The organism is Pseudomonas sp. BIC9C, from assembly GCF_034541995.1.
GTDB classification, from domain to species: domain Bacteria; phylum Pseudomonadota; class Gammaproteobacteria; order Pseudomonadales; family Pseudomonadaceae; genus Aquipseudomonas; species Aquipseudomonas fluorescens_CC.
Genome location: NZ_JAWDGM010000004.1, coordinates 470,015 through 495,036, shown reverse-complemented (window position 1 = coordinate 495,036; position 25,022 = coordinate 470,015). Strand labels below are relative to the sequence as shown.

Genomic DNA, 25,022 nt, shown 5'->3' with positions numbered 1-25,022 from the left:
CAAATTGAACAGCATGTCATGTGCTGTTGACTATGCTACACCCAAGGGTCTCAAGCATGGCGTCGTACGTACAAACCCGTACAATGCCGTGCGTGTTACATATATTCAGTGCGCGCCGTGTTTATAAAAACCGGGGCGCAGTGTTAAAAGTAGTCCCGGTTACGCGTGTTAACTTTTTTACCTGCCTGGATTGGGCAGTTTTTTGCCGGTTTTTATAGACATTCACCAGATGGACGCGCCCATGGCGCAGGAAAAGAAGCGTTTTGAAGAAATCCACCGCAGCACCTAAACCAGCCGTCGTTCCGCTCTGGCGCCAGCACTTGCACTACCGACTCAAGGAAGGTGCGCTGATCGCCATCGGTGCCTTGTGCCTGTTCCTGATGATGGCCTTGTTGACCTATGGCAAGGATGATCCGGGCTGGAGCCATAACAGCAAGATCGACGACGTGCAGAACTTCGGCGGGCCAGCGGGCTCCTACAGCGCCGATATCCTGTTCATGGTGCTGGGTTACTTCGCCTATATCTTCCCGTTGCTGCTGGCGATCAAGGCGTACCAGATCTTCCGCCAGCGTCACGAACCGTGGCAGTGGAGTGGTTGGCTGTTCTCCTGGCGCCTGATCGGCCTGGTGTTCCTGGTGCTGTCGGGTGCCGCTCTGGCCCATATCCATTTCCATGCCGCGACCGGTCTGCCGGCCGGTGCGGGCGGTGCGCTGGGCGAAAGCCTCGGCGACCTGGCCAGGAACGCCCTGAATATCCAGGGCAGCACCCTGCTGTTCATCGCCTTGTTCCTGTTCGGCCTGACGGTGTTTACCGACCTGTCGTGGTTCAAGGTGATGGATATCACCGGCAAGATCACCCTCGACCTGTTCGAACTGTTCCAGGGCGCGGCCAATCGCTGGTGGGCGGCCCGTACCGAGCGTAAACAGCTGGTCGCCCAGTTGCGTGAAGTCGACGACCGTATGGATGAAGTGGTTGCGCCGACCGTCACCGACAAGCGCGAGCAGGCCAAGGTCAAGGAGCGGCTGATCGAGCGTGAGCAAGCCCTGAGCAAACACATGTCCGAACGCGAGAAGCAGGTGCCGCCGGTGATCGCGCCCGCGCCACCCAAGCCTGCCGCACCGAGCAAACGCGTCGAAAAAGAGAAACAGGCGCCGCTGTTCGTCGACAGCGCCGTGGAAGGCACCTTGCCGCCGATCTCGATTCTCGATCCCGCGGAAAAGAAACAGCTCAATTACTCGCCTGAATCCCTGGCTGCGGTTGGCCACTTGCTGGAAATCAAGCTCAAGGAGTTCGGCGTTGAAGTCGCAGTGGATTCGATCCACCCGGGCCCGGTGATTACCCGTTACGAAATCCAGCCGGCCGCCGGCGTCAAGGTCAGCCGCATCTCCAACCTGGCCAAAGACCTGGCCCGTTCCTGGCCGTGACCAGCGTGCGCGTGGTGGAAGTGATTCCGGGCAAGACCACGGTCGGTATCGAGATTCCCAACGAAGACCGGCAGATCGTGCGTTTCTCCGAGGTGTTGTCGACCCCCGAGTACGATAACTTCAAATCCCCGGTCACCCTGGCCCTGGGCCACGATATCGGCGGCAAACCGGTCATCACCGACCTGGCGAAGATGCCGCACCTGCTGGTGGCCGGTACCACCGGTTCCGGTAAGTCGGTGGGCGTGAACGCGATGATCCTGTCGATCCTGTTCAAGTCCGGCCCGGAAGACGCCAAACTGATCATGATCGACCCGAAAATGCTGGAGCTGTCGATCTACGAAGGCATTCCGCACCTGCTGTGTCCGGTGGTTACCGACATGAAGGACGCCGCCAACGCCCTGCGCTGGAGCGTTGCCGAGATGGAGCGCCGCTACAAGCTGATGGCCAAGATGGGCGTGCGCAACCTGTCGGGCTTCAACGCCAAGGTCAAGGAAGCCCAGGATGCCGGCGAACCCTTGAGCGATCCACTGTACAAGCGCGAGAGCATTCACGACGAAGCGCCGCTGCTGAGCAAGCTGCCGACCATCGTGGTGGTGGTCGACGAATTCGCCGACATGATGATGATCGTCGGCAAGAAGGTTGAAGAGCTGATTGCCCGTATCGCGCAAAAGGCTCGTGCTGCCGGTATTCACTTGATCCTTGCGACCCAGCGTCCGTCGGTGGATGTGATCACCGGTCTGATCAAGGCCAACATCCCGACCCGCATGGCGTTCCAGGTATCGAGCAAGATCGACTCCCGGACCATCATCGACCAGGGCGGTGCCGAGCAACTGCTGGGCCACGGTGACATGCTCTACATGCCGCCGGGTACCAGTCTGCCGATTCGTGTTCACGGTGCTTTCGTGTCCGACGATGAGGTTCACCGCGTGGTGGAAGCCTGGAAGCTGCGTGGCGCGCCGGAATACAACGACGACATTCTCAATGGCGTCGAAGAGGCGGGTAGCGGCTTCGAAGGCAGCAGCGGGGGCGGCGACGGTGATGATCCAGAGGCCGACGCGCTGTACGACGAAGCGGTCCAGTTCGTGCTGGAAAGCCGTCGCGCCTCCATTTCCGCGGTTCAGCGCAAGCTCAAGATCGGCTACAACCGCGCCGCGCGCATGATCGAAGCCATGGAAATGGCCGGGGTCGTGACGTCCATGAACACCAACGGTTCGCGTGAAGTCCTGGCCCCGGGCCCGGTGCGCGACTGACCCGAGTATGAAAGGAGTGGTGCCTGTGGCACCGCTCGCACTCCCACGAATGTTATGAGGACTCCCATGCGTCTGATCCGCATGCTGTTGCTGCCGGTACTGGCTTTGACCACGCTCCAGGCTAACGCCGATGACAAGGACGTGGCACGCCTGACCCAATTGCTGGAAAAATCCCAGACCCTGACCGCACGTTTCTCTCAATTGACCCTGGACGGCACCGGCACCCAGTTGCAGGAAACCGCCGGCGACATGTCGTTGCAGCGTCCGGGCCTGTTCTACTGGCACACCGATGCACCGGCCGAGCAGACCATGGTTTCCGACGGCAAGAAGGTCACCCTGTGGGACCCGGACCTGGAACAGGCCACCATCAAGAAGCTCGATGAGCGCATGACCCAGACGCCTGCGTTGCTGCTGTCCGGTGACGTGTCGAAGATCAGCCAGAGCTTCGACATCAGTGCCAAGGAAGCCGGCGGCGTGATCGACTTCACCCTGAAACCGAAAACCAAGGACACCTTGTTCGACAGCCTGCGCCTGTCGTTCCGCAATGGCCTGGTCAATGACATGCAACTGATCGACAGCGTCGGCCAGCGCACCAACATCCTGTTCACCGGGGTGAAGGCCAACGAGCCGATCCCGGCGTCCAAGTTCAAGTTCGACATCCCGAAAGGCGCGGACGTAATTCAGGAATAGACGCAGAACCCCTGTAGGAGCGAGCTTGCTCGCGATAAACCCGAGCACGCCGCGGGGTGTCAGGTTTACAGCGTTATCGTTGGCGACCATCGCGAGCAAGCTCGCTCCTACATGACATCAGAGGTTTAACAGTACGCCATGGATCTGTTTCGCAGCACCCCCATCGCCCAGCCATTGGCCGCCCGCCTGCGCGCGACCAATCTGGACGAGTACGTCGGTCAGGAACACGTGCTCGCTCGCGGCAAGCCCTTGCGCGAAGCGCTGGAGCAGGGTGCCCTGCATTCGATGATTTTCTGGGGGCCGCCGGGCGTGGGCAAAACCACGCTGGCGCGATTGCTCGCAGAAGTCTCGGATGCGCACTTCGAAACGGTGTCGGCGGTGCTCGCCGGCGTGAAGGAAATCCGTCAGGCGGTGGAAATCGCCAAGCAGCAGGCCGGGCAATACGGCAAGCGCACCATCCTGTTCGTCGATGAAGTGCACCGATTCAACAAGTCCCAGCAGGATGCGTTCCTGCCCTATGTCGAAGACGGCACGCTGATTTTCATCGGCGCCACCACCGAGAACCCCTCGTTTGAATTGAACAACGCTTTGCTGTCACGAGCACGGGTCTATGTGCTCAAGAGCCTCGACGAAGCGGCTCTGCGCAAGCTGGTGCAGCGTGCGCTGACCGAGGAGCGTGGGCTTGGCAAGCGCAACCTGACCCTCAGCGATGAGGGCTTCCAGATGCTGCTGTCCGCTGCCGATGGCGATGGCCGGCGCCTGCTGAATCTGCTGGAGAACGCCTCGGATCTGGCCGAAGACAACAGCGAGATGGGCACCGACCTGCTGCAAAGCCTGCTCGGCGATACCCGCAGGCGTTTCGACAAGGGCGGCGAAGCGTTCTATGACCAGATTTCCGCGCTGCACAAGTCGGTGCGCGGCTCCAACCCCGACGGCGCGCTGTACTGGTTCGCGCGGATGATCGACGGTGGCTGCGACCCGCTGTACCTGGCCCGGCGTGTGGTGCGCATGGCCAGCGAAGACATCGGCAATGCCGACCCGCGCGCCCTGAGCCTGTGTCTGGCGGCCTGGGAGGTGCAGGAACGCCTTGGCAGCCCCGAGGGTGAACTGGCGGTGGCCCAGGCCATCACCTATCTGGCCTGCGCGCCGAAAAGCAACGCGGTGTACATGGGCTTCAAGACCGCATTGCGCGCCGCCGCCGAACACGGCTCGCTGGAAGTGCCGCTGCACCTGCGCAACGCGCCGACCAAGCTGATGAAGCAGTTGGGCTATGGCGATGAATACCGTTATGCCCACGATGAGCCGGATGCCTATGCCGCCGGGGAAGATTACTTCCCGGAAGAACTCGACCCGATTCCGTTCTATCAGCCGGTGCCCCGTGGCCTGGAATTGAAAATCGGCGAAAAACTCAATCACCTGGCAAAACTCGACCGTTCAAGCCCAAGGCAGCGGAGAAAATAGTGCTTCCTTTGATCATTGCGGTTTCCGTTGGCGGGGTAGCCGGTACATTGTTGCGCTTTGCCACGGGCAACTGGATCAACGGGAATTGGCCGCGGCACTTCTATACCGCGACGCTGGCCGTTAATATCGTGGGCTGTTTGCTGATCGGTGTTCTATACGGTCTGTTTTTGATACGCCCGGAGGTGCCTTTTGAGATTCGCGCCGGGTTGATAGTCGGCTTCCTCGGGGGGCTGACGACTTTTTCATCCTTTTCACTGGATACGGTGCGCCTGCTGGAAAGCGGGCAGGTGCCGCTGGCCCTGGGCTATGCGGCACTCAGCGTATTCGGCGGGCTGCTTGCCACCTGGGCCGGCCTGTCCTTGACCAAACTTTGATAAACGAGAAACCGACATGCTCGATTCCAAACTGTTACGTAGCAACCTTCAGGACGTAGCGGACCGCCTGGCATCCCGTGGCTTTGTACTGGATGTTGCGCGCATCGAAGCGCTGGAAGAACAGCGCAAGACCGTCCAGACCCGCACCGAAGCACTGCAGGCTGAACGTAACGCGCGCTCCAAATCCATCGGTCAGGCCAAGCAGCGTGGCGAAGACATCGCGCCGTTGATGGCAGACGTCGAGCGCATGGCGGGCGAGTTGAGCGCTGGTAAAGTCGAGTTGGACGCGATCCAGACCGAGCTGGATTCGATCCTGCTGGGCATTCCGAACCTGCCGCACGAATCGGTGCCGGTTGGCGATGACGAAGACGGCAACGTTGAAGTGCGCCGTTGGGGCACGCCGAAGGCTTTCGACTTCCCGGTCCAGGACCACGTGGCCCTGGGCGAGAAGTTCGGCTGGCTGGACTTCGAAACCGCCGCGAAACTGTCCGGCGCCCGTTTCGCCCTGCTGCGCGGCCCGATTGCCCGTCTGCACCGCGCCCTGGCGCAGTTCATGATCAACCTGCACGTTACCGAGCACGGTTATGAAGAGGCCTACACGCCTTATCTGGTCCAGGCGCCTGCGCTGCAAGGCACCGGCCAGTTGCCGAAGTTCGAAGAAGACCTGTTCAAGATCGCGCGCGAAGGCGAAGCCGACCTGTACCTGATCCCGACCGCCGAAGTGTCGCTGACCAACATCGTTGCCGGCGAAATCGTCGATTCGAAACTGCTGCCGATCAAGTTCGTTGCCCATACGCCGTGCTTTCGCAGCGAAGCCGGTGCATCGGGTCGTGACACCCGCGGCATGATCCGCCAGCACCAGTTCGACAAGGTTGAAATGGTGCAGATCGTCGAGCCGTCGAAGTCGATGGAAGCATTGGAGGGCCTGACCGCCAACGCCGAGAAAGTCCTGCAACTGCTGGAGCTGCCTTATCGCACCCTGGCGTTGTGCACCGGCGACATGGGCTTCAGCGCGGTCAAGACCTACGACCTGGAAGTGTGGATCCCGAGCCAGGACAAGTACCGCGAAATCTCGTCGTGCTCCAACTGCGGCGACTTCCAGGCCCGTCGCATGCAAGCACGCTTCCGTAACCCGGAAACCGGCAAGCCGGAACTGGTGCACACCTTGAACGGCTCCGGCCTGGCGGTAGGCCGTACCCTGGTCGCGGTACTGGAGAACTATCAGCAGGCCGACGGTTCGATCCGAGTGCCGCAAGTCCTCAAACCGTACATGGGTGGCCTTGAGGTCATTGGTTAAATGAACTATCTGCCGCTGTTTCACAACCTTCGCGGCAGTCGTGTGTTGGTCGTCGGTGGGGGGGAGATTGCCTTGCGCAAATCCCGCCTGCTGGCCGATGCCGGTGCGCTGCTGCGGGTGGTTGCACCTGAAATCGAAGCGCAACTGCGCGAACTGGTTGCCGGTAGCGGTGGCGAGTGCCTGTTGCGTGGTTACGCCGAAGCGGATCTGGACGGTTGCGGGCTGATCATCGCCGCCACCGACGATGAAGCGCTGAACGCGCAAGTCTCCACCGATGCCCATCGGCGTTGCGTGCCGGTCAACGTGGTGGACGCGCCGGCCCTGTGCAGCGTGATCTTCCCGGCGATCGTCGACCGTTCTCCGCTGATCATCGCGGTGTCCAGCGGCGGCGATGCGCCGGTGCTGGCGCGCTTGATTCGCGCCAAGATCGAAACCTGGATTCCTTCCACCTATGGTCAATTGGCTGGGTTGGCGGCGCGTTTCCGTCATCAGGTCAAAGGCCTGTTTCCGGATGTGCAGCAGCGTCGGGCGTTCTGGGAAGATGTTTTCCAGGGCCCGGTTGCCGATCGGCAACTGGCCGGGCAGGGGGCTGAAGCGGAGCGTCTGCTTCAGGCGAAAATCGATGGCGAAGCGCCGGTTGCCACCGGCGAAGTCTATCTGGTGGGCGCTGGCCCGGGCGATCCCGACCTGCTGACCTTCCGCGCCTTGCGCCTGATGCAGCAGGCCGACGTGGTGCTGTACGACCGCCTGGTGGCGCCGGCGATTCTCGAACTGTGCCGTCGCGATGCCGAGCGGGTTTACGTCGGCAAACGCCGTGCCGATCATGCGGTGCCGCAGGATCAGATCAACCAGCAGTTGGTGGATCTGGCCAAACAGGGCAAGCGCGTGGTGCGATTGAAGGGCGGCGATCCGTTCATCTTCGGTCGCGGTGGTGAAGAGATCGAAGAACTGGCGGCGCAGGGCATCCCGTTCCAGGTCGTGCCAGGGATCACGGCGGCCAGTGGCTGCTCGGCCTATGCCGGGATTCCGCTGACGCACCGCGATTACGCTCAATCGGTACGCTTTGTCACCGGGCACCTGAAGGATGGTTCCACTGATTTGCCATGGGCCGACCTGGTCGCACCCGCGCAGACTCTGGTGTTCTACATGGGACTGGTGGGCCTGCCGATCATTTGTGAACAGTTGATCAAGCACGGTCGCGGTGCTGACACCCCGGCAGCTTTGATCCAGCAGGGCACAACGGTCAACCAGCGTGTGTTTACCGGCACCCTGGCTGACTTGCCACGGCTGGTGGCGGAGCATGAAGTGCATGCGCCGACATTGGTGATCGTGGGCGAAGTGGTGCAACTGCGCGAGAAACTGGCGTGGTTTGAAGGGGCTCAGGGGCAGGTCTGAAGACCGAGTTGCCCCATTCGCGAGCAAGCCCGCTCCCACATTGGATTCGTGGACGACACAAATCCCCTGTGGGAGCGGGCTTGCTCGCGAAGAGGCCCTCAAATTCACCGCAAAATTCAGATCAGATTCAGGGCTTGTGCCAAACCCCTTTCCCGCTCAACCGCTCCCGGTCATGGGGTGCGGTGAAGTCCTGTGCCGGACCTTTCGGCACCACTCCTGTCGGGTTGATGGTGCGGTGGCTGGCATAGTAGTGGTGCTTGATGTGGGTGAAATCCACCGTTTCGGCAACCCCCGGCCACTGATAGATTTCCCGCAGCCAGTTCGACAGGTTCGGATAATCCGCAATCCGTCGCAGGTTGCACTTGAAGTGCCCGTAGTACACCGCATCGAAGCGAATCAGCGTGGTGAACAGGCGGATGTCCGCTTCAGTCAGATACTCGCCAGCCAGATAGCGGTTGGCGCCCAGCAGCAGCTCCAGCCGGTCCAGCTCGGCAAACACATCATCGAAGGCTTCTTCATAGGCCTGTTGCGACGTTGCAAAGCCGGCGCGGTACACGCCATTGTTCACCGCCGGATAAATCTGCTCGTTCAGCGCGTCGATCTCACCGCGTAGGGGCGCCGGGTAAAAGTCCAGGTCGTTACCGGTCAATTCGTCGAAGGCACCATTGAACATGCGGATGATTTCCGATGATTCATTGCTGACGATGCGCTTGTGCTGTTTGTCCCACAGTACCGGTACGGTGACACGGCCGGTGTAGTCGGCCGTGTCGGCGGTGTAGCGCTGGTGCATGAAGTCGAAGTGGTCGAGCTTGTCGCCGGTCGACCCCAGGTTCCGGTCGAAGGTCCAGCCGTTTTCCAGCATCAACCAACTGACCACCGAAACGTCGATCAGGTTTTCGAGGCCTTTGAGTTTGCGCAGGATCAGGGTGCGATGGGCCCACGGACAGGCCAGGGACACGTACAGGTGATAGCGCCCAGGTTCGGCCGCAAAACCACCGACGCCGGTCGGTCCCGGCTTGCCATCTGCGGTCAGCCAGTTGCGGCGCTGTGCCTGTTCACGCTGGAACGCGCCGTCCTTGCTGCTTTCGTACCACTTGTCCTGCCAGCGGCCATCCACTAACAAACCCATGTTCAAGACTCCCGAAACCGATAATCGTTGGAGTTGAGTCTATTCCGATGAGTTCGAACAAAAAGCGCAAAGATCGGGCGCGAATGATCGGTTAAATCGATTTGTTGCGTGCGGCCCAGTATTGCTCGGCGGTTTCGAAGGCTTGTTCGCGGCTCTGTCCGAGGCCACGCAGTGCCAGGGCCATGGTCGAAATCAAGGCCATTTGCGGGTAGCTGTCGACCACGTCACCGCGCCATACCGCTTTCAAATGCTCGGGATCGAGCATGGCGGGTTTGACATGACGCTGCGCGGACAACTGCGGCCATTCCTCATCCCAGCTCTCGCCACCGCTGGTGCCGTACAGGTGGCTGTCGGCGTCCGGGTTGATCTCGATTTCGCCGCCATCGCCCTTGATCACGATGGTGGTATCACCGAGCAGTCCGCTGGCATCGCGATGCACGGCCTGATAGCCGGGGTGGAAAATGCTCTGCAGGCCGCAACGCGCGCCCAGCGGATTGAGAATCCGCGCCAGCGAGTGGATCGGCGAGCGCAGGCCGAGGGTGTTGCGCAGGTCGATCATCCGTTGCAGCTGCGGTGCCCAGTCCACCAGCGGCATGAAGGCCAGGCCGCCGTTATCCAGCGCCGAGCCGACCTGTTGCCAGTCGCGGCACAGCGGGATGTTCAATTCGCCCAGCAGTTGCTCGGTGTACAGGCGACCGGCCGTGTGGGCGCCGCCGCCGTGCATGAAAATCCGCACGCCGTTCTGTGCCAGGCACTTGGCCGCCAACAGATACCACGGCAAGTGCCGCTTCTTGCCGGCGTAGGTCGGCCAATCCAGGTCTACCGCCAGCGCCGGAGGATTCAGGCGTTCGCGCAATGCTTCGGTGAAGCCCGCCATCTCTTCTGCGCTTTCTTCCTTGTGCCGCAACAGCATCAGGAAGGCTCCGAGCTGGGTTTCCTCGATCTTTTCATCGAGCACCATGCCCATGGCCTCGCGGGCCTCGACCCGGGTCAGGTCACGGGCGCCGCGTTTGCCTTTGCCAAGGATCCGCACGAATTGGGCGAACGGATGCTCGGCGGGCGTTTCGAGTGTCAGTGCTGGGTAATCAGTCATAAGCAATTCGTCGGTTTGGGCAGGCCCGCCAGTTTCGCGGCGAGTTTGGCGGGAGTGCCTTTGAACAGTCGGTTCAGGTGCAGGCTGTTGCCTTTTTCCGGGCCGAGTTTCAGGGCGGTGTACTTGATCAACGGTCGGGTAGCCGGTGACAGCTGGAATTCGGCGTAGAAGCTGCGCAGCAGTTCGAGGACTTCCCAGTGCTCGGGCGTCAACTCGATGTCTTCGGCAGCGGCCAGGGCACTGGCCACATCGGCGGACCAGTCACTCAGTTCGACCAGGAAACCGTCCTTGTCCAGCTCGATGGCGCGGGCGCCGACCGTCAATGCATTCATAGCCAACTGTTGACCTTGTCGTAGTGAACCGACAGTTCGACGAAGGCCGGGTAATCGATGGCCTCGGCCCAGTCTGGAACCGCAAGCGCACGGGCCTGGGCATCTTCGGCCAGGACGAACAGCTTCAGGCCACGGGCACTGAGCGCAGTGAACGGCGCGGTGCCGGGCTGCAACGCATAGGTCGCATCACCGGACAGCAGCAAGCCGTCGTTGGCGCCGATCACACGCAGGCAACTGGTCAGGCGTTCGTCGCCGAACGGGGAATGAGACAACACATGCAAAGTCGACATCAGAGGGTGATCACCTGGTCGTAACGGTCAATGAGGGCGGTGATTTCGTGGGCGGCCAATACCCTGGTTTCTTCCAGCGACAGGCCGTTGGGGTCCAGGCCGCGCCGGGTGATGCTGTCACCGCAGACGAACAACTCCTCGACGCCGAACATCGGCAGGGCTTGCAGGTTGGCGCTCAGGTCTTTCTGTTGCACGGCCCTGGCGTTCTGACGGGCGGCCAGCTGGAACACGCCGTCATCGAGAAACAACAGGCCAATCGGCAGATCGAAGGCGCCGCCGGCCAGTACGATATCCAGCGCTTCCCGCGCGCCCGGGCCGGACCATGGCGACTGACGGCTGATGATCAACAAGGATTTGGCCATGTCATGCGCCTCCGAAACAGATCAGGCGGTCGGCATTCTGCGCCGCGTCATGCAATTGGCCGAGGCCGGACAATTCCCACGGCGCACCGACGGCAACCGCCTCGCGCTGATAGCGCTTGGCTTCCTCTTCATTCAAAACACCACGACGCAGGGCGGCGGCGATACACACTACGCCATCGAGCTGATGGTCGCTGACAAAGGTGCGCCATTGCCTGGGCAAGTCCGGTTCATCCTGGGGTGTGACCACGCTGGCGGAGGCGTTGTAGACGCCGTCCTGATAGAAAAACAGCCGGACAATCTCATGCCCGCCGGCCAGCGCCGCTTGGGCGAACAGCAAGGCACGGCGCGAGGAGGGCGCATGGGCGGCGGAAAACACGGCGATGGCGAACTTCATGACGGACTCGATCAGCGAAACTGCGGCCATGATAATGCTTTATCGGCGGGGCGGCTAAAACGATGTTGTCTGCACAGGCCTCTTCGCGAGCAGGCTCGCTCCCACATTGATCTGTGCCATGCCAAAGATTGCAGTATGACCACAAAACCTGTGGGAGCGGGCTTGCCCGCGATGACGGCATCACAGACAACTCCAGACTCAGCGCGGCATATACCCCAACTGCCAGCGCCGCGGGATCTTCAACGACAACACCCCGAGCGCGGCAGCCAGCAGGCCACTGGCAAACAACGCCTTGAGCCCCAGGTGATGTTCCAGCACGGCACCGAGTACCGCGCCGGCGAACATGCCGGTCCAGGGGATCAGTTGCACGCGCCAGCCATTACGACGCTCACCGAGCATCCAGCGGCCCAACCCGCGGCCGAAACGCGACAGGGCGCCGGTGACGTAAGTCAGGCCCACCGGGAGACCGTTCACTTCTTCCACTGCGGCGTTGAGCATTCCCATGGCGATGATCGCTGCCAGAAGTGCGGGCAGTTGCGCGTCGAAAGGCCAGGCCGCGGCGGCGCACAGCAGGGTGGCGATGCACAACAACAAGGGCAGGGCCCGGCGGCCACCGAGCCGGCTGACGATAATGCCCAGCGCGTTGCCGACGATGAAGGTGGCGACGAGGATGACCAGGCGCAGGGTCAACCCAAGGTCGCCAGCACTGATGGCGACCGCCATCCGGGTGGTATTGCCGCTCATGAACGAGACGAAGTCGCCGCTGGCCATGAAACCGATGGCGTCGGTCATGCCGGCGAGTACCGAGAGCATGGCCACCAGGCTCAAGCCTATACGCCCGCGCCATTTCTGCGTGTGCAAGTGACCGGGGCTGGCGTGGGTCCTGGCGGTGTTGGGCAGCATCGGCGATGGTATCCCTGAACAGTGCTTAGGGTTTTATCCCATTCAACTCGCAATATTCCGGCCAGTCCATGCCGGCCATCTCCGCCACTTCCCGGTGCACTTCCAGGCGTTGCGCCTCATAGTCCTGGGGCGTGGCGGCGGTCAATTGCAACGTCAGTTCCCAAGCGAACAACTTCAGGCGTTCTGCTTCAGCTTCAAACGCTTCGTGCAGTCGTTCCTCGCGATACTGTGCCGCCGTTTCGCCCTTGGCCTGAGCCAACAGCGGGTTGAGGTGATCGAGTTCTTCGCGCAACCCGGGGCGTTCGTCGAGAAACCTTTTCAGTGCCAGCTCGTGTTGTTGTTGTTGTTCTTCGGTTGCCGCCATGGTCGCTCCTTGAGTGGGGATTACGAAGACTGCTTCTTGCTGGCCTTGGCCGCTGCCGCCAGGCATTCGAGGGCAAACTGTTCGGTGTAGGTCATCTGGATGGGCGTGGTTTCGCCTTTGACGGTTCTTTCGCCGTCGAGGATGTAACGAATCCGCTTGTCGGTGACGCCGATTCGCTTGGCGATCCAGGAAGGCGTCTGACCGATCTGGCTGATCAGCTTGTCGGCATATTCAGTGCTCGGTTTGTAGAACTCGGCATTAGGTGTCATCAGATTTCCAGTCATGGGCGCGATGGGGCGTTATTGGCGCGACAGGGTGCGCGAATCGTTGCGCGCTGTCGCGGTATAAATGCAGTAAAGCAGAACGATACGGCCTGCCGGGGTGATAAAGTCCGCTTTTTCCTGATGAGTGAATGCAATGCGAATTCTGATGGTGGCGCTGGCCGTGACGTTGCTGGCCGGATGCGCCGGCTCGGCGATGAACGACGCCCGCACCAAGGCCCCGTACAAGACCCTGAACTCGGAAAAACCAGCCAAGGACGTCGCCCAGTGCGTGCAGTTTTCCTGGCAGGACGAGGCCGTGTTCGGCGTCGATGCCGCTGCCTATTTGCAAGCTGGCGAGAAGGGCGGCACGACCGTTTACACCCGTTCGGCGGAGTCCTTCGTCGACGTGACCACCGATGCCTCGGGCACGGTGCTGAGCTACTACGCACAGAAGGACGACTTTGTGGCCAAGCGCCGCTTGGCGGCGTTGGCGACCTGCCTGTGACCTGACTCGTGGACGCAGTTCCATTGTGGGAGCGGGCTTGCTCGCGATAGCGGACAGTCTTCAACGTAGATGTCGACTGACCTGACGCCATCGCGAGCAAGCTCGCTCCCACAGGTTTTGTGTCCAGTCAATAGCTCAGGCGCTTCTGAAAGAAAAAGTGCTTGTGCCCCGGTGGATAGTCGGCAATGTGCCCGATCTCGCTGTAGCCGCATTTCTTGTAGAACCCAGGCGCCTGGAATTCAAAGGTGTCGAGCCAGAGCCCGACGCAGCGCCGTTCCCGCGCCAGGTCTTCGGCCATCTGCATCAGTTTCGAACCCAGGCCCTGTCCCCGCGCCTGTTCCGGCACCACCAGCAAGTCGATGTACAGCCACTGGTAAAACAATCGGCCATGCAGGCCGCCGAGGATTTCGTCGTTGTCGTCGCGCACCAGCAAGGCGATGTGCTCAGGCACGTTACCTTCGGCCTTCGAGCCGTTGTACGCGCGCAATGGCTTGAGGATGGCCTGGCGTTGTTCTTCCGTGGGGTTTTGCGACAGTTCGATACGCAGGTTCATGGCTATATCCATATGGCATTGAAGTCGCAGCCTATCCCGCTTGCAGCGATTGTTCCATCCCCGGAAAATTTGAACCGTCGTCGACGCGCAGCTTGCCTGAGGGGGCAAAGGCTGTCGGTTTTCACTTAACATATGCACCCTCAGACCAATAACAGGACGCGTTGTCATGTCGAACACGGCCGAACGGGTCAACATCGTCGAGTCTCAGGTGTTGTCCCACGACTGGTACCTGCTCAAGAAAATCACCTTCGATTACCAACGCAACAACGGCGAGTGGCAACGCCAGACCCGGGAAGTCTACGACCGTGGCAATGGCGCGGCGATTCTCCTGTACAACCGCGAAAAGCGAACCGTGGTACTGACCCGGCAATTTCGCCTGCCGGTGTTCGTCAACGGTCACGATGGGCTGTTGATCGAAGTGGCAGCGGGGCTCCTGGAAGGCGCGGCGCCTGAAGACCGTATCCGCGATGAAGCGGAGGAAGAGACGGGTTATCGCGTGCACCATGTGCAGAAGGTATTCGAGGCGTACATGAGCCCGGGGTCGGTGACGGAAAAGTTGCACTTCTTCATTGCCGAATACGACGCGAAGTCGAAGGTCAGCGACGGCGGCGGGCTGGAGGCGGAAACCGAGGAGCTCGAAGTGCTGGAGTGGGCGTTCGAGGACGCGCTCGAAGCGTTTTACCGCGGCGAGATCTGCGACGCCAAGACCATCATGCTGTTGCAGTATGCGGCGATGAAAAAGAGGGTGTACTGAGGTTTGTGTAAACGGTCATTAGGCGCACACTGCCTTTCCCAAGGAGTTTCAATGACCGAGCCAAAGCGCACCAAACGAGTCAAACCCGACCCTGAGCTGGTGAGGCTGGCCGACAGTCTGTTGGCCAATTACCGAAAGCCTGAGGATTTGATCGGCGAAAATGGCTTGCTTAAGCAGCTCACCAAGATGCTTGTCGAGCGCGCCCTGGAAGCTGAAATGACCGAACACCTGGGTCATGACAAAAGCGCAGCGGTGACCAATGCAGAAGGAAATGCACGCAACGGCCATAGCGGCAAGACGCTCAAGGGCGATTTTGGCGAGCTACCGCTGGAGATTCCCCGTGACCGTCAGGGTATGTTCGAGCCCCAGCTGATTTCCAAGCACCAGACACGCTGGACCGGCTTCGATGACAAGGTGATTTCACTCTACGCCCGTGGAATGACTGTTCGGGAAATCCAGGGACATCTGGAGGAAATGTATGGAACCGAGGTCTCTCCCAGCCTCATCTCGGCGATCACCGACGCGGTCAGTGAAGAGGTCAAGGTCTGGCAGTCGCGCCCTCTGGACGAGCTCTACCCGATCCTTTACCTCGATTGCATTCACGTCAAAGTGCGCGACAGTGGCGCAGTCAGAACCAAAGCGGTTTACCTGGCCATTGGCGTCAACATGGACGGTCGCAAAGAGGTGTTAGGGCTGTGGATCGCCCAGACGGAAGGCGCCAAGTTCTGGCTGCAAGTCGTTACAGAGCTTAAAACCCGCGGGGTAAAGGACATTTTCATTGCCTGCGTAGATGGGCTCAAGGGCTTCCCTGAAGCCATCGAAGTGGTCTATCCGCAAGCATCGGTTCAACTGTGCATCGTGCACATGGTGCGCAACAGTCTGAAGTTCGTGTCCTACAAGTATCAGCGCGAGGCCGCCGCTGACCTCAAACTCATCTACCGCTCGACGACCGTTGAAATGGCCGAGCAAAAGCTGACCGACTTCGAGGCCAAGTGGGATGATCGATACCCTCTGATCAGCCAGTCATGGCGCAAAAACTGGGCGAGAGTCATCCCCCTGTTCGATTATCCACCGGAGATCCGCAGGGTGATTTACACCACCAACGCCATCGAGTCGATCAACATGAGCTTGCGCAAGGTCACCAAAAGCAGAGCCTCATTCCCGACTGACGATGCGGTAATGAAGCTCTTTTATCTGGCGCTGAACAACATCAGCAAGAAGTGGACAATGCCAATCAGGGACTGGGCGGGGGCCTTGAACAGGTTCAGTATCCAGTTCGAAGACAGGCTTTTGCAGGATTAACAGCAACCCCGTTTACACAGAATTCAGTACACCCCCATGAAAAACCTCTTCACGGGTTGATCCATACCGTTTTTGTGGCGAGCGAGCTTGCTCGCGCCGGGTTGCGTAGCAGCCCCGGAATTCTTGAGCTTATCGAAGATTTTGCCAGTGCTGTGCACTGGAGCGGGAGCAAGCTCACTCGCCTCAGAAGCAGGGCGCATCAGTACGAAAACAAATCATCCATCTTGCCGGCGCCCGACCACTCGCAGCCCTCCAGCGTCAGCAACAACTCTTTGGCCTCAAGCCCACCGGCAAACCCGGTGAGCTTGCCCGACGCGCCAATCACCCGGTGACACGGCGCCACGATCGAAATCGGATTCTTGCCATTCGCCGCACCCACGGCCCTGACCGCCGTCGGGTTGCCGATCTGTTCGGCGATCTGGCTGTAGCTGCGGGTCTCGCCGAACGGGATGGTCAGCAGCGCCGCCCAGACCTTCTTTTGAAATTCCGTGCCGGCAAAATCCAGTTCCAGTTCGAAGCGATCGCGGGTGCCGGAAAAATATTCGTGCAACTGGGCAGCCGTGCGCACCAGGATCGGGTTGTCCGGCGCTTCGCTCATCGGACCAAGGCGCACCCGACCGGGTTTGTCGTTTTCCCAGAGGATGGCCGCCAGTCGTGAACCATTCGCGACCAGCTTCAACTGGCCGACCGGGGAAGCCACGGTGATGCAGGTATAGGTCATGTCAGGGCTCGCGCGAAATGGCTGAACAGTCGTTAAGGATACTGTCTCGACGGGGAGGCGCAATACGTAATCCCGACCATACTTGGCTACGGCTTTTGAAGCGTTTTCCTACGAAATAACAAGAAGAGACCGACTCATGAAGTACGAACCTTTTGCCAAATCGCTGATTGCGACCTCATTGGCACTCAGCTGCCTCACCGCCCATGCCGCCTCCGTGGCCCCGGCTACCGGGGAAAACGGCATGGTGGTCACGGCCCAACACCTGGCCAGCCATGTGGGTGTGGATGTGCTGAAGAACGGCGGCAACGCCGTCGATGCGGCGGTCGCGGTCGGCTATGCGCTGGCGGTGGTCTACCCCGCGGCTGGCAACCTCGGTGGCGGTGGTTTCATGACCATTCAACTGGCGGACGGGCGCAAGACCTTCCTCGACTTCCGTGAAAAAGCGCCGCTGGCCGCCACCGCCAACATGTACCTGGACAAGGAGGGCAACGTCGTTCCCGATTTGAGTACCCGTGGCCACCTGGCTGTGGGTGTGCCGGGCACGGTATCGGGCATGGAACTGGCGCTGTCCAAGTACGGCACCAAACCGCGCAAGGAAATCATCGCCCCGGCCATCAAGCTCGCCGAAGACGGTTTCGTACTGGAGCAGGGTGATGTCGATCTGCTGGACTACGCCACCGACATGTTCAAGAAGGACATCAAGGATTCCGGCTCGATCTTCCTCAGCAACGGCGAGCCGATGCAGGTCGGCCAGAAACTGGTGCAAAAGGACCTGAGCAAGACCCTGCAGGAGATCTCCGAGAAAGGCGCCGACGGTTTCTATAAAGGCTGGGTGGCCGACGCCATCGTCACCTCCAGCCAGGCCAACAAGGGCATCATCACCCAGGCCGACCTCGACAAATACAAGACCCGCGAACTGGCGCCCATCGAGTGCGACTACCGTGGCTACCACGTGGTCTCGGCACCGCCGCCAAGCTCCGGTGGCGTGGTGATCTGCGAGATCATGAACATTCTCGAAGGCTATCCGATGAAGGATCTGGGCTATCACTCGGCCCAGGGCATGCACTACCAGATCGAAGCAATGCGCCACGCCTATGTGGACCGCAACAGCTACCTCGGCGACCCGGATTTCGTGAAGAACCCGATTGCCCACCTGCTGGATAAAAACTACGCAACCAAGCTTCGCGAAGCGATCAAACCACAGAAAGCCGCGGTATCCAGCGAACTCAAGCCCGGTGTAGCGCCCCATGAAGGCAACAACACCACGCATTACTCCATCGTCGACAAATGGGGCAACGCGGTGTCGGTGACCTACACCCTCAACGACTGGTTCGGTGCCGGCGTGATGGCGAGCAAGACCGGGGTCATCCTCAACGATGAAATGGACGACTTCACCTCGAAAATCGGCGTACCGAACATGTACGGCCTGGTGCAGGGCGAGGCCAATGCCATCGCACCCGGCAAGGCGCCGCTGTCGTCCATGAGCCCGACCATCGTCACCAAGGACGGCAAAGTGGTGATGGTGGTCGGCACTCCGGGGGGCAGCCGCATCATCACCGCGACCCTGCTGACCATGCTCAACGTGATCGACTACGGCATGAACATCCAGGAAGCGGTGGATGCGCCGCGTTTCCACCAACAGTGGCTGCCGGAGGAGACCAACCTGGAAGCCTTCACCACCAGCCCGGACACGGTGAAAATCCTCGAAAGCTGGGGGCACAAGTTTACCGGTCCCCAGGACGCCAACCACCTGGCGGCGATTCTGGTCGGCGCGCCATCCCTGGGTGGCAAACCGGTAGGCAAAAACCGTTTCTACGGGGCCAACGATCCACGGCGTAATACCGGGTTGTCGCTGGGTTATTGAGGGTTGTATCTGGAGGGGGACGGGCTTATGTTCGTCCCCTGATCCCTCGACATATCAAGGAAGGAAATCATGACCACTGCGTTGTTAATCATCGACGTCCAGCAGGCTTTGTGCTCCGGTGAGTACGAGTGCTTCGAGATCGGACGGGTCATCAACACCATCAATGACCTTTCTGCCCGGGCGCGCAAGGCCGGCGTTCCCGTGGTACTGATCCAGCATGAAGAAGAGAGTGGTCTGTTGAAACACGGTGTCCCAGACTGGCAACTGGCCGAAGGGCTGCAAACATCGCCCGAAGATCATCGCGTACGCAAAACCACTGGCGATTCGTTCTATCAGACCAACCTGCAGCAGTTGGTGCCGATACAGGACTTCGAACGCCTGGTCATCTGCGGTCTGCAAACCGATTATTGCGTCAATGCCACCGTGTGTCAGGCACTGAAACTGGGCTACGACGTGGTGCTGGCGGCGGACGCGCATTCCACCGTCGACAACGGCAACCTGACCGCCGAAGACATCATTGCCGAGCACAACAAGGACCTGGCGCACCTGACCGGTTCGGTAGCGCGGATCGATGTGATACCGGCCAAGGATATTCAACTCTGAATCCACCACATTCCCCTGTAGGAGCGAGCTTGCTCGTGAAGGCGTCATTACAGCCAATGTCGATGCCGACTGACCCACCGCTTTCGCGGGCAAGCCCGCTCCCACAGTATTTTCGGTTGCTCGCAGATTTTGTGCACACCCGCACACCCTGTGGGAGCGAGCTTGCTCGCGAAGGCGTCATTACAGCCAATATCGATGCTGACTGGCCCACCGCTTTCGCGAGCAGGCTCGCTCCCACAGTATTTTCGGTTGCTCGCAGATTTTGTGCACACCCACACACCCTGTGGGAGCGAGCTTGCTCGCGAAGGCGTCATTACAGCCAACATCGATGCTGACTGACCCACCGCTTTCGCGAGCAAGCCCGCTCCCACAGTATTTTCGGTTGCTCGCAGATTTTGTGCACACCCACACCCTGTGGGAGCGAGCTTGCTCGCGAAGGCGTCATTACAGCCAACATCGATGCTGACTGGCCCACCGCTTTCGCGGGCAAGCCCGCTCCCACAGTATTTTCGGTTGCCCGCAAATTTTTTGTACACCCACGCACCCTGTGGGAGCGAGCTTGCTCGCGATGAGGCCAGCACATTCAACATGGATGTCGGCTGGGTCCAGGGCTCCGTCATCGTCGATGCCAACGGCTACCCGCTGGCCGGGCCGACGGAGCAGGGCGGCGAGCAGATGTTGCTGGCCACGCTGAACCTCGCCGAGGCGCGCAGCAAGCGGATCAGCGCCCGCAGCTGTACGGCTGAGCGGCAATTTGTAACTGTTGATGTCACGGCGCGCTGGACGCCATTCCCGGCGCTATGGCATCGTCCAGGCAACAGACCATGCCGTGAACGGGATCGCAATGATGGAGGAGGGAAACAAAGTCGACGACAACAGGTCGCTGGCCACACTCAAGGCGTTCAATCATTGCGTATTGCACTTGGGGCGGCTGGCGCGGGAAAGCGGGGCGTCGCGGTTCATCGCCGATGGCCTGCAGGCATTCGGTCAACTGGTGCCCTTCGCGTCTGCCTGGTGGGGCGAAATGTCTACACCAGGTGCTGATGTGCCCCTTCAAAGCTGGATGCATGGAAGCATCAATCTCCCCGAATCCTTTGCCGCCGAATGGCATCCGGTGGCGGCAATCGATCAGTTCTCCCTCGCCACGCTCAATCGTCCCGGTGAGGTGGTGCGTGACAGTGGTTTCAACGACCCTTGCGAGGCGGTCAACGATTTCGCCCGGCGCCACGATCTCTATCACTTGATCAGCATCACCTACGAATTACCCGAAAGCGGCTTGATGTTTTTCGTCTGTCTCTACCGTGGCCTGGAAGAACAGGCATTCGAGGGGAACGAAGCCGAGCTGTTTTTGGCGTTCTGCGATCACCTGTTCCAGCTGTGGCGGTTTCAGGTACAGGATATGATTCGCTTCGACAGCGAAAACGGCGCGAGTGACTTTGGCGTCGCACGCATGGACGGCAGTCTGCTGTATGTCGGGGCCAGGCTGTGCGCCGCCATTCAACGGGAATTACCGGGCTGGAACGGTTCAATGCTGCCGGGCGAGGTGGTTGCGCAACTGCCCAAGGCACCCTGCGTGATCCGCCTGGGGCGCTGCGCCCTGACTCTGAGCCCCAACGCCGAACACGTCATCCTGTCCCTCGATGCGCCATCCGGCGGGGACAGCCTGGCGCCACGGGAGCGCACGGCGGCGATGCTGTTCGCCGCCGGTCACTCTTACAAAGAGATCGCCAAAATCCTCGCCCTGAGCCCCTCTACCGTGCGCACCTATTTGCGTAACTGCTACTTGCAGCTCGGTGTGAAAAGCAAGGTGGAGCTGGGCTCCGTCCTGCGTTCTCCGGGTGCGCTGGCGGAGTCCGTGCGCCGGGACTGATCCCGGCCGTTTCAATTATTTGCCTGACCCCTCCTCATTTGCAGAGGTCCATTCGCGTGCTGCGCCCTATAGGGTAGGCCCTGTCTATACAAGGGCTTGTGCAGTCGCTTCGGGCCGCTTCAAAACAATAAGAACAGGGGTGAGGCATTTGAGACTTTCCAGGTTGTTTATCGCCGTTGCGTCGACATCGGCATTTTACGGCATGGCGTTGGCGGCGACACCCGCCGACACGGTGATGCGCAATGGCTACGTCTACACCGTCGATGGCCAGAATTCCGTGCAACAGGCCATTGCCATTTCAGGCGGCAAGATCGTCTATGTCGGCAGCGATGCCGGGGTCGACGGCTACATCGGCAAGCAAACACAACTGATCGACCTGGCCGGGCGCATGCTGATGCCGGGCTTCGTCGATGCGCACATGCACCCGGGGGATGGCGGTCGCGCCATGACCTTGTGCGACCTGAAATACCAGACCCTGACCCGCGCGCAGTTTCAGGCGAGCATCCAGGCCTGCCTCGATGCCGACAAGGACAAGGGCCCGGATGTCTGGCTGGAAGTGGGCAGTTGGGACCGCATGGGCATGACCGGGCTCGACGGCGATGCCGACAAATCGACCCTGGACGCGCTCAAGACCCGGCGCCCGATCCAGGTGCGCTCCACCGACTTCCACACCGTGCTGACCAACTCTCGCGGCCTGGAACTGGCCGGCATCAACAAGAACACCGCCGACCCCGAAGATGGCAAATACCGACGTGACAGCGCCGGCAACCCGAACGGTATCTGCGAAGACGGTGCCGCTGAATCGATGGCCGCCGTGGTGCCGCCCGCGACCGACGCGGAAAAACTCAATCAGCTTCGAGCAGCCCTCGACGCCATGCGCCAGCAAGGCATCACCAGTTTCTTCGATGCACTGTCCGGCCCGGAAAACGGCAAAGCCTTCACCCGCCTGCAAAAGTCCGGCGAGCTGACCGCCCGGGCCTTGCTGGCGATCAAGCTGGACCCGGCCGCCGCTGCCGCCGACCCGGTGAAAACCATCGCCGAGGCCAAGGCCCTGGCCAGCACATACGACCAGGGCGAAGTGAAGGTCGTGCCGGGCGTGAACATGCGCCACGTCAAACTGTTCATGGACGGCATCATCAATGCCCCGGCGGACACCGGAGCCATGTTGACCCCGTATCTACACAACAGCGGCACCGACCAGGCGCCGAAGTGGACGCCGGGCAAGAACCTGGGTGAACTGTACTTCCCGCCGCAAGTGCTCAATCCGCTGTTGTTGCAAGCGGTCAAGGCCGGTTTCGATCCGCACCTGCACGCCACCGGCGAGCGCGCGGTGCGCGATGCACTGGACAGCGTCGCCTACGTGCGCAAGGCGCTGCCCGGTCAAGACTTCCGCCCGGCCATCGCGCACGCCGAGTCAGTCGATCCTGCCGACTATTCACGTTTCAAGGCACTGGACGTCACGGCCACCATGTCGTTCCAGTGGGCGCAGCAGGCACCGTCCACGGTCGACGGCACCAGTGATCACCTTGGCGCCGAGCGATTCGAGCGCATGGAACCCTCGGGCAGCATCGCCCATGCCGGCGGCCGAGTGGCGTTTGGCAGCGATTGGCCGGTCGATCCCCTCGATGAGTTCCTGGCGCTGAAAGTCGGTGTCACCCGTTCCGGCGATCCCACCAATCCACACAGCTATGGGCCCAAGTATGCCGGGCGACTCAACGCCGACCCGGCGCTGTCGCGAGCCGAAGTACTGCGCAGCATCACCCTCAGTTCCGCCGAACAGCTGAAACTGGACGCGGTGCTGGGGTCGGTCGAAGTCGGCAAGTTCGCTGACCTGATCGTGCTCGACAAGAACTTCATGCAGGTGCCCGAGGAGGAGCTGGGGCGCAACGACGTGCTGCTGACGCTGGTCGGCGGCAAGGTCGTGTGGGCCAAGGCGCCGTTCCTGGGGCTTGCGCCACAGGTGGTTTCCCAAGTCGTCAGTTCCCGATCCGTCCAATAAAAACCAGAGAGCGTTCCGATGCGATTGATTCCAAACCTGTTGGCCGCCGCGCTGGCCTTGTCCTCGGTACAGGCCATGGCCGCCGCTGACCTGGTGTTGTTCAACGGCAAGGTCTTTACCGCCGAACCCGGCCAGGCGCTGGTGCAGGCTGTTGCGGTGCAAGACGGCAAGATTCTGAAAGTGGGCAGCGATGCCGAAATCAATGCCTTGGCTGATGCCGGGACCCAGCGTATCGACCTGGCGGGCAAGGTGCTGATGCCAGGCATGATCGACACCCACAGCCACCCGGTGGTGGGGGCGTTCGACAGCATGAAGGCCAACCTGCTGGACGCGGTCAAACCCTTGCCGGAACTGGAGCAATGGTTGATCGAAGAAGACAAGGCCGGGCGTGCCCGGTCCGGCGATGTGATCAGCGTCGCCGGGGTGAGTTCGGCCTACTGGGAGAATAGCCGTGAACTCGGCAAGGTGTTCAACCAGGGGCGCTGGGCCGATCAGCCGATTGTCTTCAGCGGCATCGACGGGCACACCGGTTGGGCCAACAACGCGATGCTCAAGCGCCTGAACATCGACGCGGCACTGGTCAAGAGCCTGCCGGAAAAAGAACGCGGCTACATCGGTCATGAAGCGGACTTCACCCCTAACGGCTACTTTGCCGAATCCCGTTGGGACGTGGTGCGCAACGGTATTCCGGCGCCCACCCCGGAGGCCATGCTCAAGGCCGCTCGCGAGGCGGTGAAGATCAACAATCAATTCGGCGTCACCGCCTGGATGGACGCGGCGGCGAACGGCGGCAGTGAAGATTCGCTGTTCGATTTCCATGCCACCGCGCAAAGTGTCGGAGTACTGCCGCTGTACAAAGAGTTGGCGCAGAACGGCGAACTCAGCGCTCACGTCGCCGCACTGATGGTCACCAACCCGAAGAGCAAACCCGCCGACCTGGAAGTGATCGCCACCGTGATGAAGCAATTCGAGGGCGTGCCCAACCTGACGTTCCCCGGCATCAAGGTGTTTGTCGACGGCATTCTCGAATTCCCGGGGCAAACCGCAGCGGTCATCGTGCCGTTCAAGAACAGCCATAAAAATGGTCAGTTGCTGACCGACCCGGCGCACTTCGGCGAGCTGGTTGTTGCGGCGGAAAAGCGCGGCTGGATCGTGCACATGCACGCCGTCGGCGACCGCGCGGTGCGTGAAGCGCTCAATGGCGTGGCGTATGCGCGCAAGCTCAGCCCGACACCCGTACCCCACAGCATCGCGCACCTGCAACTGGTCAACCCCAAGGAGTTTCCGCGCTTCAAGCAACTGGGCGTGATCGCCTCGATGCAACTGCTGTGGGCCACCGGCGAATCCTACACCGTCGAACTGGTCAAGCCTTACATCAGCGCCTTTGCCTACGGTTACCAGTACCCCGCGCGGTCCCTGCATAACGCAGGCGCGACGATTGCCGGTGGCAGCGACTGGCCGGTGTCGAGCGCCAATCCCTTCAACGCCATTGCCCAGGCCAGCACGCGCAAAGGTCCGTTGGGCGTACTCAATGCCAAGGAAAGCATCGACCGCCAGACCATGTTCTACGCCTACACCCTCAACGCGGCGAAAACCCTGCGCCTTGATCAGCAGATCGGTTCGCTGGCACCGGGCAAGCAGGCCGACCTGATCATCCTCGACCGCGATGTGTTCAAGGTCAGCGATGACGAGCTGTTCGAAACCAAAGTCCTGAACACCTTCTTCGCGGGCAAGCAGGTCTACGCCCCCGCGTCCTGACCTGCGCGCACCCCGACACACGTAATAACCGCCAGCCCCTCGCAGCGCGAGGGGCGTGGCATCGCCATGCCT

24 protein-coding genes and 2 pseudogenes are annotated in these 25,022 nt (G+C 60.8%); 15 read left to right on the top strand and 11 right to left on the bottom strand.

Annotated elements, in window-relative coordinates; genetic code table 11:
* The first annotated feature begins 263 nt into the window (after positions 1-263).
* From RS887_RS20165 to cysG, 6 genes and pseudogenes are all read left to right on the top strand, one after another.
* Positions 264-2,674 (top strand): annotated as a pseudogene (locus RS887_RS20165) (DNA translocase FtsK).
* Positions 2,675-2,740: 66 nt separating this feature from the next.
* Positions 2,741-3,364 carry an outer membrane lipoprotein chaperone LolA gene (lolA, locus tag RS887_RS20160; protein WP_322616731.1) on the top strand — a complete coding sequence of 208 codons (624 nt, stop codon included), beginning with the start codon at positions 2,741-2,743 and terminating at the stop codon, positions 3,362-3,364.
* Between the two features lie 138 nt (positions 3,365-3,502).
* A complete protein-coding gene (locus tag RS887_RS20155; RefSeq protein WP_322616730.1) occupies positions 3,503-4,825 on the top strand; it encodes a replication-associated recombination protein A in 1,323 nt (440 codons plus the stop codon).
* Positions 4,825-5,199 carry a fluoride efflux transporter CrcB gene (gene crcB / locus RS887_RS20150; protein WP_322616729.1) on the top strand — a complete coding sequence of 125 codons (375 nt, stop codon included), beginning with the start codon at positions 4,825-4,827 and terminating at the stop codon, positions 5,197-5,199. The genes RS887_RS20155 and crcB overlap by 1 nt, the downstream gene beginning before the upstream one ends.
* A gap of 16 nt (positions 5,200-5,215) precedes the next feature.
* Positions 5,216-6,496 carry a serine--tRNA ligase gene (serS, locus tag RS887_RS20145; protein ID WP_322616728.1) on the top strand — a complete coding sequence of 427 codons (1,281 nt, stop codon included), beginning with the start codon at positions 5,216-5,218 and terminating at the stop codon, positions 6,494-6,496.
* Positions 6,497-7,891: a siroheme synthase CysG gene (gene cysG / locus RS887_RS20140; protein ID WP_322616727.1), complete on the top strand. Its 1,395-nt coding sequence runs from the start codon at positions 6,497-6,499 to the stop codon at positions 7,889-7,891.
* A gap of 127 nt (positions 7,892-8,018) precedes the next feature.
* On the opposite strand, the gene RS887_RS20135 is transcribed toward cysG, so the two are convergent.
* From RS887_RS20135 to RS887_RS20095, 9 genes are all read right to left on the bottom strand, one after another.
* Positions 8,019-9,020: a glutathione S-transferase family protein gene (locus tag RS887_RS20135; protein ID WP_322616726.1), complete on the bottom strand. Its 1,002-nt coding sequence runs from the start codon at positions 9,018-9,020 to the stop codon at positions 8,019-8,021.
* Between the two features lie 91 nt (positions 9,021-9,111).
* On the bottom strand, positions 9,112-10,113 hold the full coding sequence (locus RS887_RS20130) for a glycosyl transferase family protein (protein WP_322616725.1): 1,002 nt from the start codon (positions 10,111-10,113) through the stop codon (positions 9,112-9,114).
* On the bottom strand, positions 10,110-10,445 hold the full coding sequence (locus RS887_RS20125) for a TusE/DsrC/DsvC family sulfur relay protein (protein WP_046037873.1): 336 nt from the start codon (positions 10,443-10,445) through the stop codon (positions 10,110-10,112). The genes RS887_RS20130 and RS887_RS20125 overlap by 4 nt, the downstream gene beginning before the upstream one ends.
* Complete coding sequence (gene tusB / locus RS887_RS20120) at positions 10,442-10,735, bottom strand: sulfurtransferase complex subunit TusB (RefSeq protein ID WP_322616724.1); 294 nt, start codon at positions 10,733-10,735, stop codon at positions 10,442-10,444. Before tusB ends, RS887_RS20125 begins: the two co-directional genes overlap by 4 nt.
* Positions 10,735-11,097, bottom strand: coding sequence for a sulfurtransferase complex subunit TusC (gene tusC / locus RS887_RS20115; RefSeq protein WP_322616723.1), 363 nt, complete (start codon positions 11,095-11,097; stop codon positions 10,735-10,737). Before tusC ends, tusB begins: the two co-directional genes overlap by 1 nt.
* Position 11,098: 1 nt before the next feature.
* Positions 11,099-11,491 carry a sulfurtransferase complex subunit TusD gene (tusD, locus tag RS887_RS20110; protein WP_322616827.1) on the bottom strand — a complete coding sequence of 131 codons (393 nt, stop codon included), beginning with the start codon at positions 11,489-11,491 and terminating at the stop codon, positions 11,099-11,101.
* 198 nt (positions 11,492-11,689) lie between these two features.
* Complete coding sequence (locus RS887_RS20105) at positions 11,690-12,394, bottom strand: YoaK family protein (protein WP_322616722.1); 705 nt, start codon at positions 12,392-12,394, stop codon at positions 11,690-11,692.
* Between the two features lie 25 nt (positions 12,395-12,419).
* Entirely contained in the window at positions 12,420-12,758 is a 339-nt protein-coding gene (locus RS887_RS20100; protein ID WP_322616721.1) for a DUF6388 family protein, read from the bottom strand.
* A 20-nt stretch (positions 12,759-12,778) separates the two neighbouring features.
* The gene (locus RS887_RS20095) at positions 12,779-13,027 is read right to left on the bottom strand and encodes a hypothetical protein (RefSeq protein WP_008015571.1); all 249 of its coding nucleotides are present in this window, start codon (positions 13,025-13,027) and stop codon (positions 12,779-12,781) included.
* A gap of 148 nt (positions 13,028-13,175) precedes the next feature.
* Here RS887_RS20095 and RS887_RS20090 point away from each other — a divergent pair, with 148 nt between their 5' ends.
* On the top strand, positions 13,176-13,526 hold the full coding sequence (locus RS887_RS20090; protein ID WP_111287897.1) for a hypothetical protein: 351 nt from the start codon (positions 13,176-13,178) through the stop codon (positions 13,524-13,526).
* A gap of 127 nt (positions 13,527-13,653) precedes the next feature.
* Here RS887_RS20090 and RS887_RS20085 read toward each other — a convergent pair whose 3' ends face one another.
* On the bottom strand, positions 13,654-14,079 hold the full coding sequence (locus RS887_RS20085) for a GNAT family N-acetyltransferase (protein WP_322616720.1): 426 nt from the start codon (positions 14,077-14,079) through the stop codon (positions 13,654-13,656).
* A 166-nt stretch (positions 14,080-14,245) separates the two neighbouring features.
* Here RS887_RS20085 and RS887_RS20080 point away from each other — a divergent pair, with 166 nt between their 5' ends.
* Together RS887_RS20080 and RS887_RS20075 are read left to right on the top strand one after the other, a co-directional pair.
* On the top strand, positions 14,246-14,833 hold the full coding sequence (locus tag RS887_RS20080; protein ID WP_322616719.1) for an NUDIX domain-containing protein: 588 nt from the start codon (positions 14,246-14,248) through the stop codon (positions 14,831-14,833).
* A 51-nt stretch (positions 14,834-14,884) separates the two neighbouring features.
* Positions 14,885-16,135, top strand: a complete 1,251-nt coding sequence (locus tag RS887_RS20075; RefSeq protein WP_322616429.1) for an IS256 family transposase — start codon at positions 14,885-14,887, stop codon at positions 16,133-16,135.
* Between the two features lie 199 nt (positions 16,136-16,334).
* Here the strand turns inward: RS887_RS20075 and RS887_RS20070 are convergent, their stop codons facing one another.
* Positions 16,335-16,856, bottom strand: a complete 522-nt coding sequence (locus RS887_RS20070; RefSeq protein WP_322616718.1) for a methylated-DNA--[protein]-cysteine S-methyltransferase — start codon at positions 16,854-16,856, stop codon at positions 16,335-16,337.
* Between the two features lie 136 nt (positions 16,857-16,992).
* Between RS887_RS20070 and ggt the strand changes: the two genes are divergently transcribed.
* The 6 genes and pseudogenes from ggt to RS887_RS20030 all read left to right on the top strand — a co-directional run bounded on the left by ggt (position 16,993) and on the right by RS887_RS20030 (position 24,950).
* A complete protein-coding gene (ggt, locus tag RS887_RS20065) occupies positions 16,993-18,720 on the top strand; it encodes a gamma-glutamyltransferase (RefSeq protein WP_322616717.1) in 1,728 nt (575 codons plus the stop codon).
* A gap of 69 nt (positions 18,721-18,789) precedes the next feature.
* Positions 18,790-19,323 (top strand): cysteine hydrolase family protein, encoded by a 534-nt coding sequence (locus RS887_RS20060; RefSeq protein ID WP_322616716.1) that lies wholly within the window; start codon positions 18,790-18,792, stop codon positions 19,321-19,323.
* Positions 19,324-19,917: 594 nt separating this feature from the next.
* A pseudogene (locus RS887_RS20045) lies at positions 19,918-20,058 on the top strand (carbon-nitrogen hydrolase); the annotation flags it as partial.
* Positions 20,059-20,170: 112 nt separating this feature from the next.
* Positions 20,171-21,193, top strand: a complete 1,023-nt coding sequence (locus RS887_RS20040) for a helix-turn-helix transcriptional regulator (RefSeq protein WP_322616715.1) — start codon at positions 20,171-20,173, stop codon at positions 21,191-21,193.
* Between the two features lie 202 nt (positions 21,194-21,395).
* Complete coding sequence (locus RS887_RS20035; RefSeq protein ID WP_322616826.1) at positions 21,396-23,192, top strand: amidohydrolase; 1,797 nt, start codon at positions 21,396-21,398, stop codon at positions 23,190-23,192.
* A gap of 18 nt (positions 23,193-23,210) precedes the next feature.
* On the top strand, positions 23,211-24,950 hold the full coding sequence (locus tag RS887_RS20030) for an amidohydrolase (RefSeq protein ID WP_322616714.1): 1,740 nt from the start codon (positions 23,211-23,213) through the stop codon (positions 24,948-24,950).
* Positions 24,951-25,022: the final 72 nt, after the last annotated feature.

Bases quoted from the DNA above. Each gene is read 5' to 3' on its own strand.
- lolA (WP_322616731.1), top strand. From the start codon at position 2,741: ATGCGTCTGATCCGCATGCTGTTGCTGCCGGTACTGGCTTTGACCACG.
- RS887_RS20155 (WP_322616730.1), top strand. From the start codon at position 3,503: ATGGATCTGTTTCGCAGCACCCCCATCGCCCAGCCATTGGCCGCCCGC.
- serS (WP_322616728.1), top strand. From the start codon at position 5,216: ATGCTCGATTCCAAACTGTTACGTAGCAACCTTCAGGACGTAGCGGAC.
- cysG (WP_322616727.1), top strand. From the start codon at position 6,497: ATGAACTATCTGCCGCTGTTTCACAACCTTCGCGGCAGTCGTGTGTTG.
- RS887_RS20135 (WP_322616726.1), bottom strand. From the start codon at position 9,020: ATGGGTTTGTTAGTGGATGGCCGCTGGCAGGACAAGTGGTACGAAAGC.
- RS887_RS20130 (WP_322616725.1), bottom strand. From the start codon at position 10,113: ATGACTGATTACCCAGCACTGACACTCGAAACGCCCGCCGAGCATCCG.
- RS887_RS20125 (WP_046037873.1), bottom strand. From the start codon at position 10,445: ATGAATGCATTGACGGTCGGCGCCCGCGCCATCGAGCTGGACAAGGAC.
- tusB (WP_322616724.1), bottom strand. From the start codon at position 10,735: ATGTCGACTTTGCATGTGTTGTCTCATTCCCCGTTCGGCGACGAACGC.
- tusC (WP_322616723.1), bottom strand. From the start codon at position 11,097: ATGGCCAAATCCTTGTTGATCATCAGCCGTCAGTCGCCATGGTCCGGC.
- tusD (WP_322616827.1), bottom strand. From the start codon at position 11,491: ATGAAGTTCGCCATCGCCGTGTTTTCCGCCGCCCATGCGCCCTCCTCG.
- RS887_RS20105 (WP_322616722.1), bottom strand. From the start codon at position 12,394: ATGCTGCCCAACACCGCCAGGACCCACGCCAGCCCCGGTCACTTGCAC.
- RS887_RS20100 (WP_322616721.1), bottom strand. From the start codon at position 12,758: ATGGCGGCAACCGAAGAACAACAACAACAACACGAGCTGGCACTGAAA.
- RS887_RS20095 (WP_008015571.1), bottom strand. From the start codon at position 13,027: ATGACACCTAATGCCGAGTTCTACAAACCGAGCACTGAATATGCCGAC.
- RS887_RS20090 (WP_111287897.1), top strand. From the start codon at position 13,176: ATGCGAATTCTGATGGTGGCGCTGGCCGTGACGTTGCTGGCCGGATGC.
- RS887_RS20085 (WP_322616720.1), bottom strand. From the start codon at position 14,079: ATGAACCTGCGTATCGAACTGTCGCAAAACCCCACGGAAGAACAACGC.
- RS887_RS20080 (WP_322616719.1), top strand. From the start codon at position 14,246: ATGTCGAACACGGCCGAACGGGTCAACATCGTCGAGTCTCAGGTGTTG.
- RS887_RS20075 (WP_322616429.1), top strand. From the start codon at position 14,885: ATGACCGAGCCAAAGCGCACCAAACGAGTCAAACCCGACCCTGAGCTG.
- RS887_RS20070 (WP_322616718.1), bottom strand. From the start codon at position 16,856: ATGACCTATACCTGCATCACCGTGGCTTCCCCGGTCGGCCAGTTGAAG.
- ggt (WP_322616717.1), top strand. From the start codon at position 16,993: ATGAAGTACGAACCTTTTGCCAAATCGCTGATTGCGACCTCATTGGCA.
- RS887_RS20060 (WP_322616716.1), top strand. From the start codon at position 18,790: ATGACCACTGCGTTGTTAATCATCGACGTCCAGCAGGCTTTGTGCTCC.
- RS887_RS20040 (WP_322616715.1), top strand. From the start codon at position 20,171: ATGGAGGAGGGAAACAAAGTCGACGACAACAGGTCGCTGGCCACACTC.
- RS887_RS20035 (WP_322616826.1), top strand. From the start codon at position 21,396: ATGGCGTTGGCGGCGACACCCGCCGACACGGTGATGCGCAATGGCTAC.
- RS887_RS20030 (WP_322616714.1), top strand. From the start codon at position 23,211: ATGCGATTGATTCCAAACCTGTTGGCCGCCGCGCTGGCCTTGTCCTCG.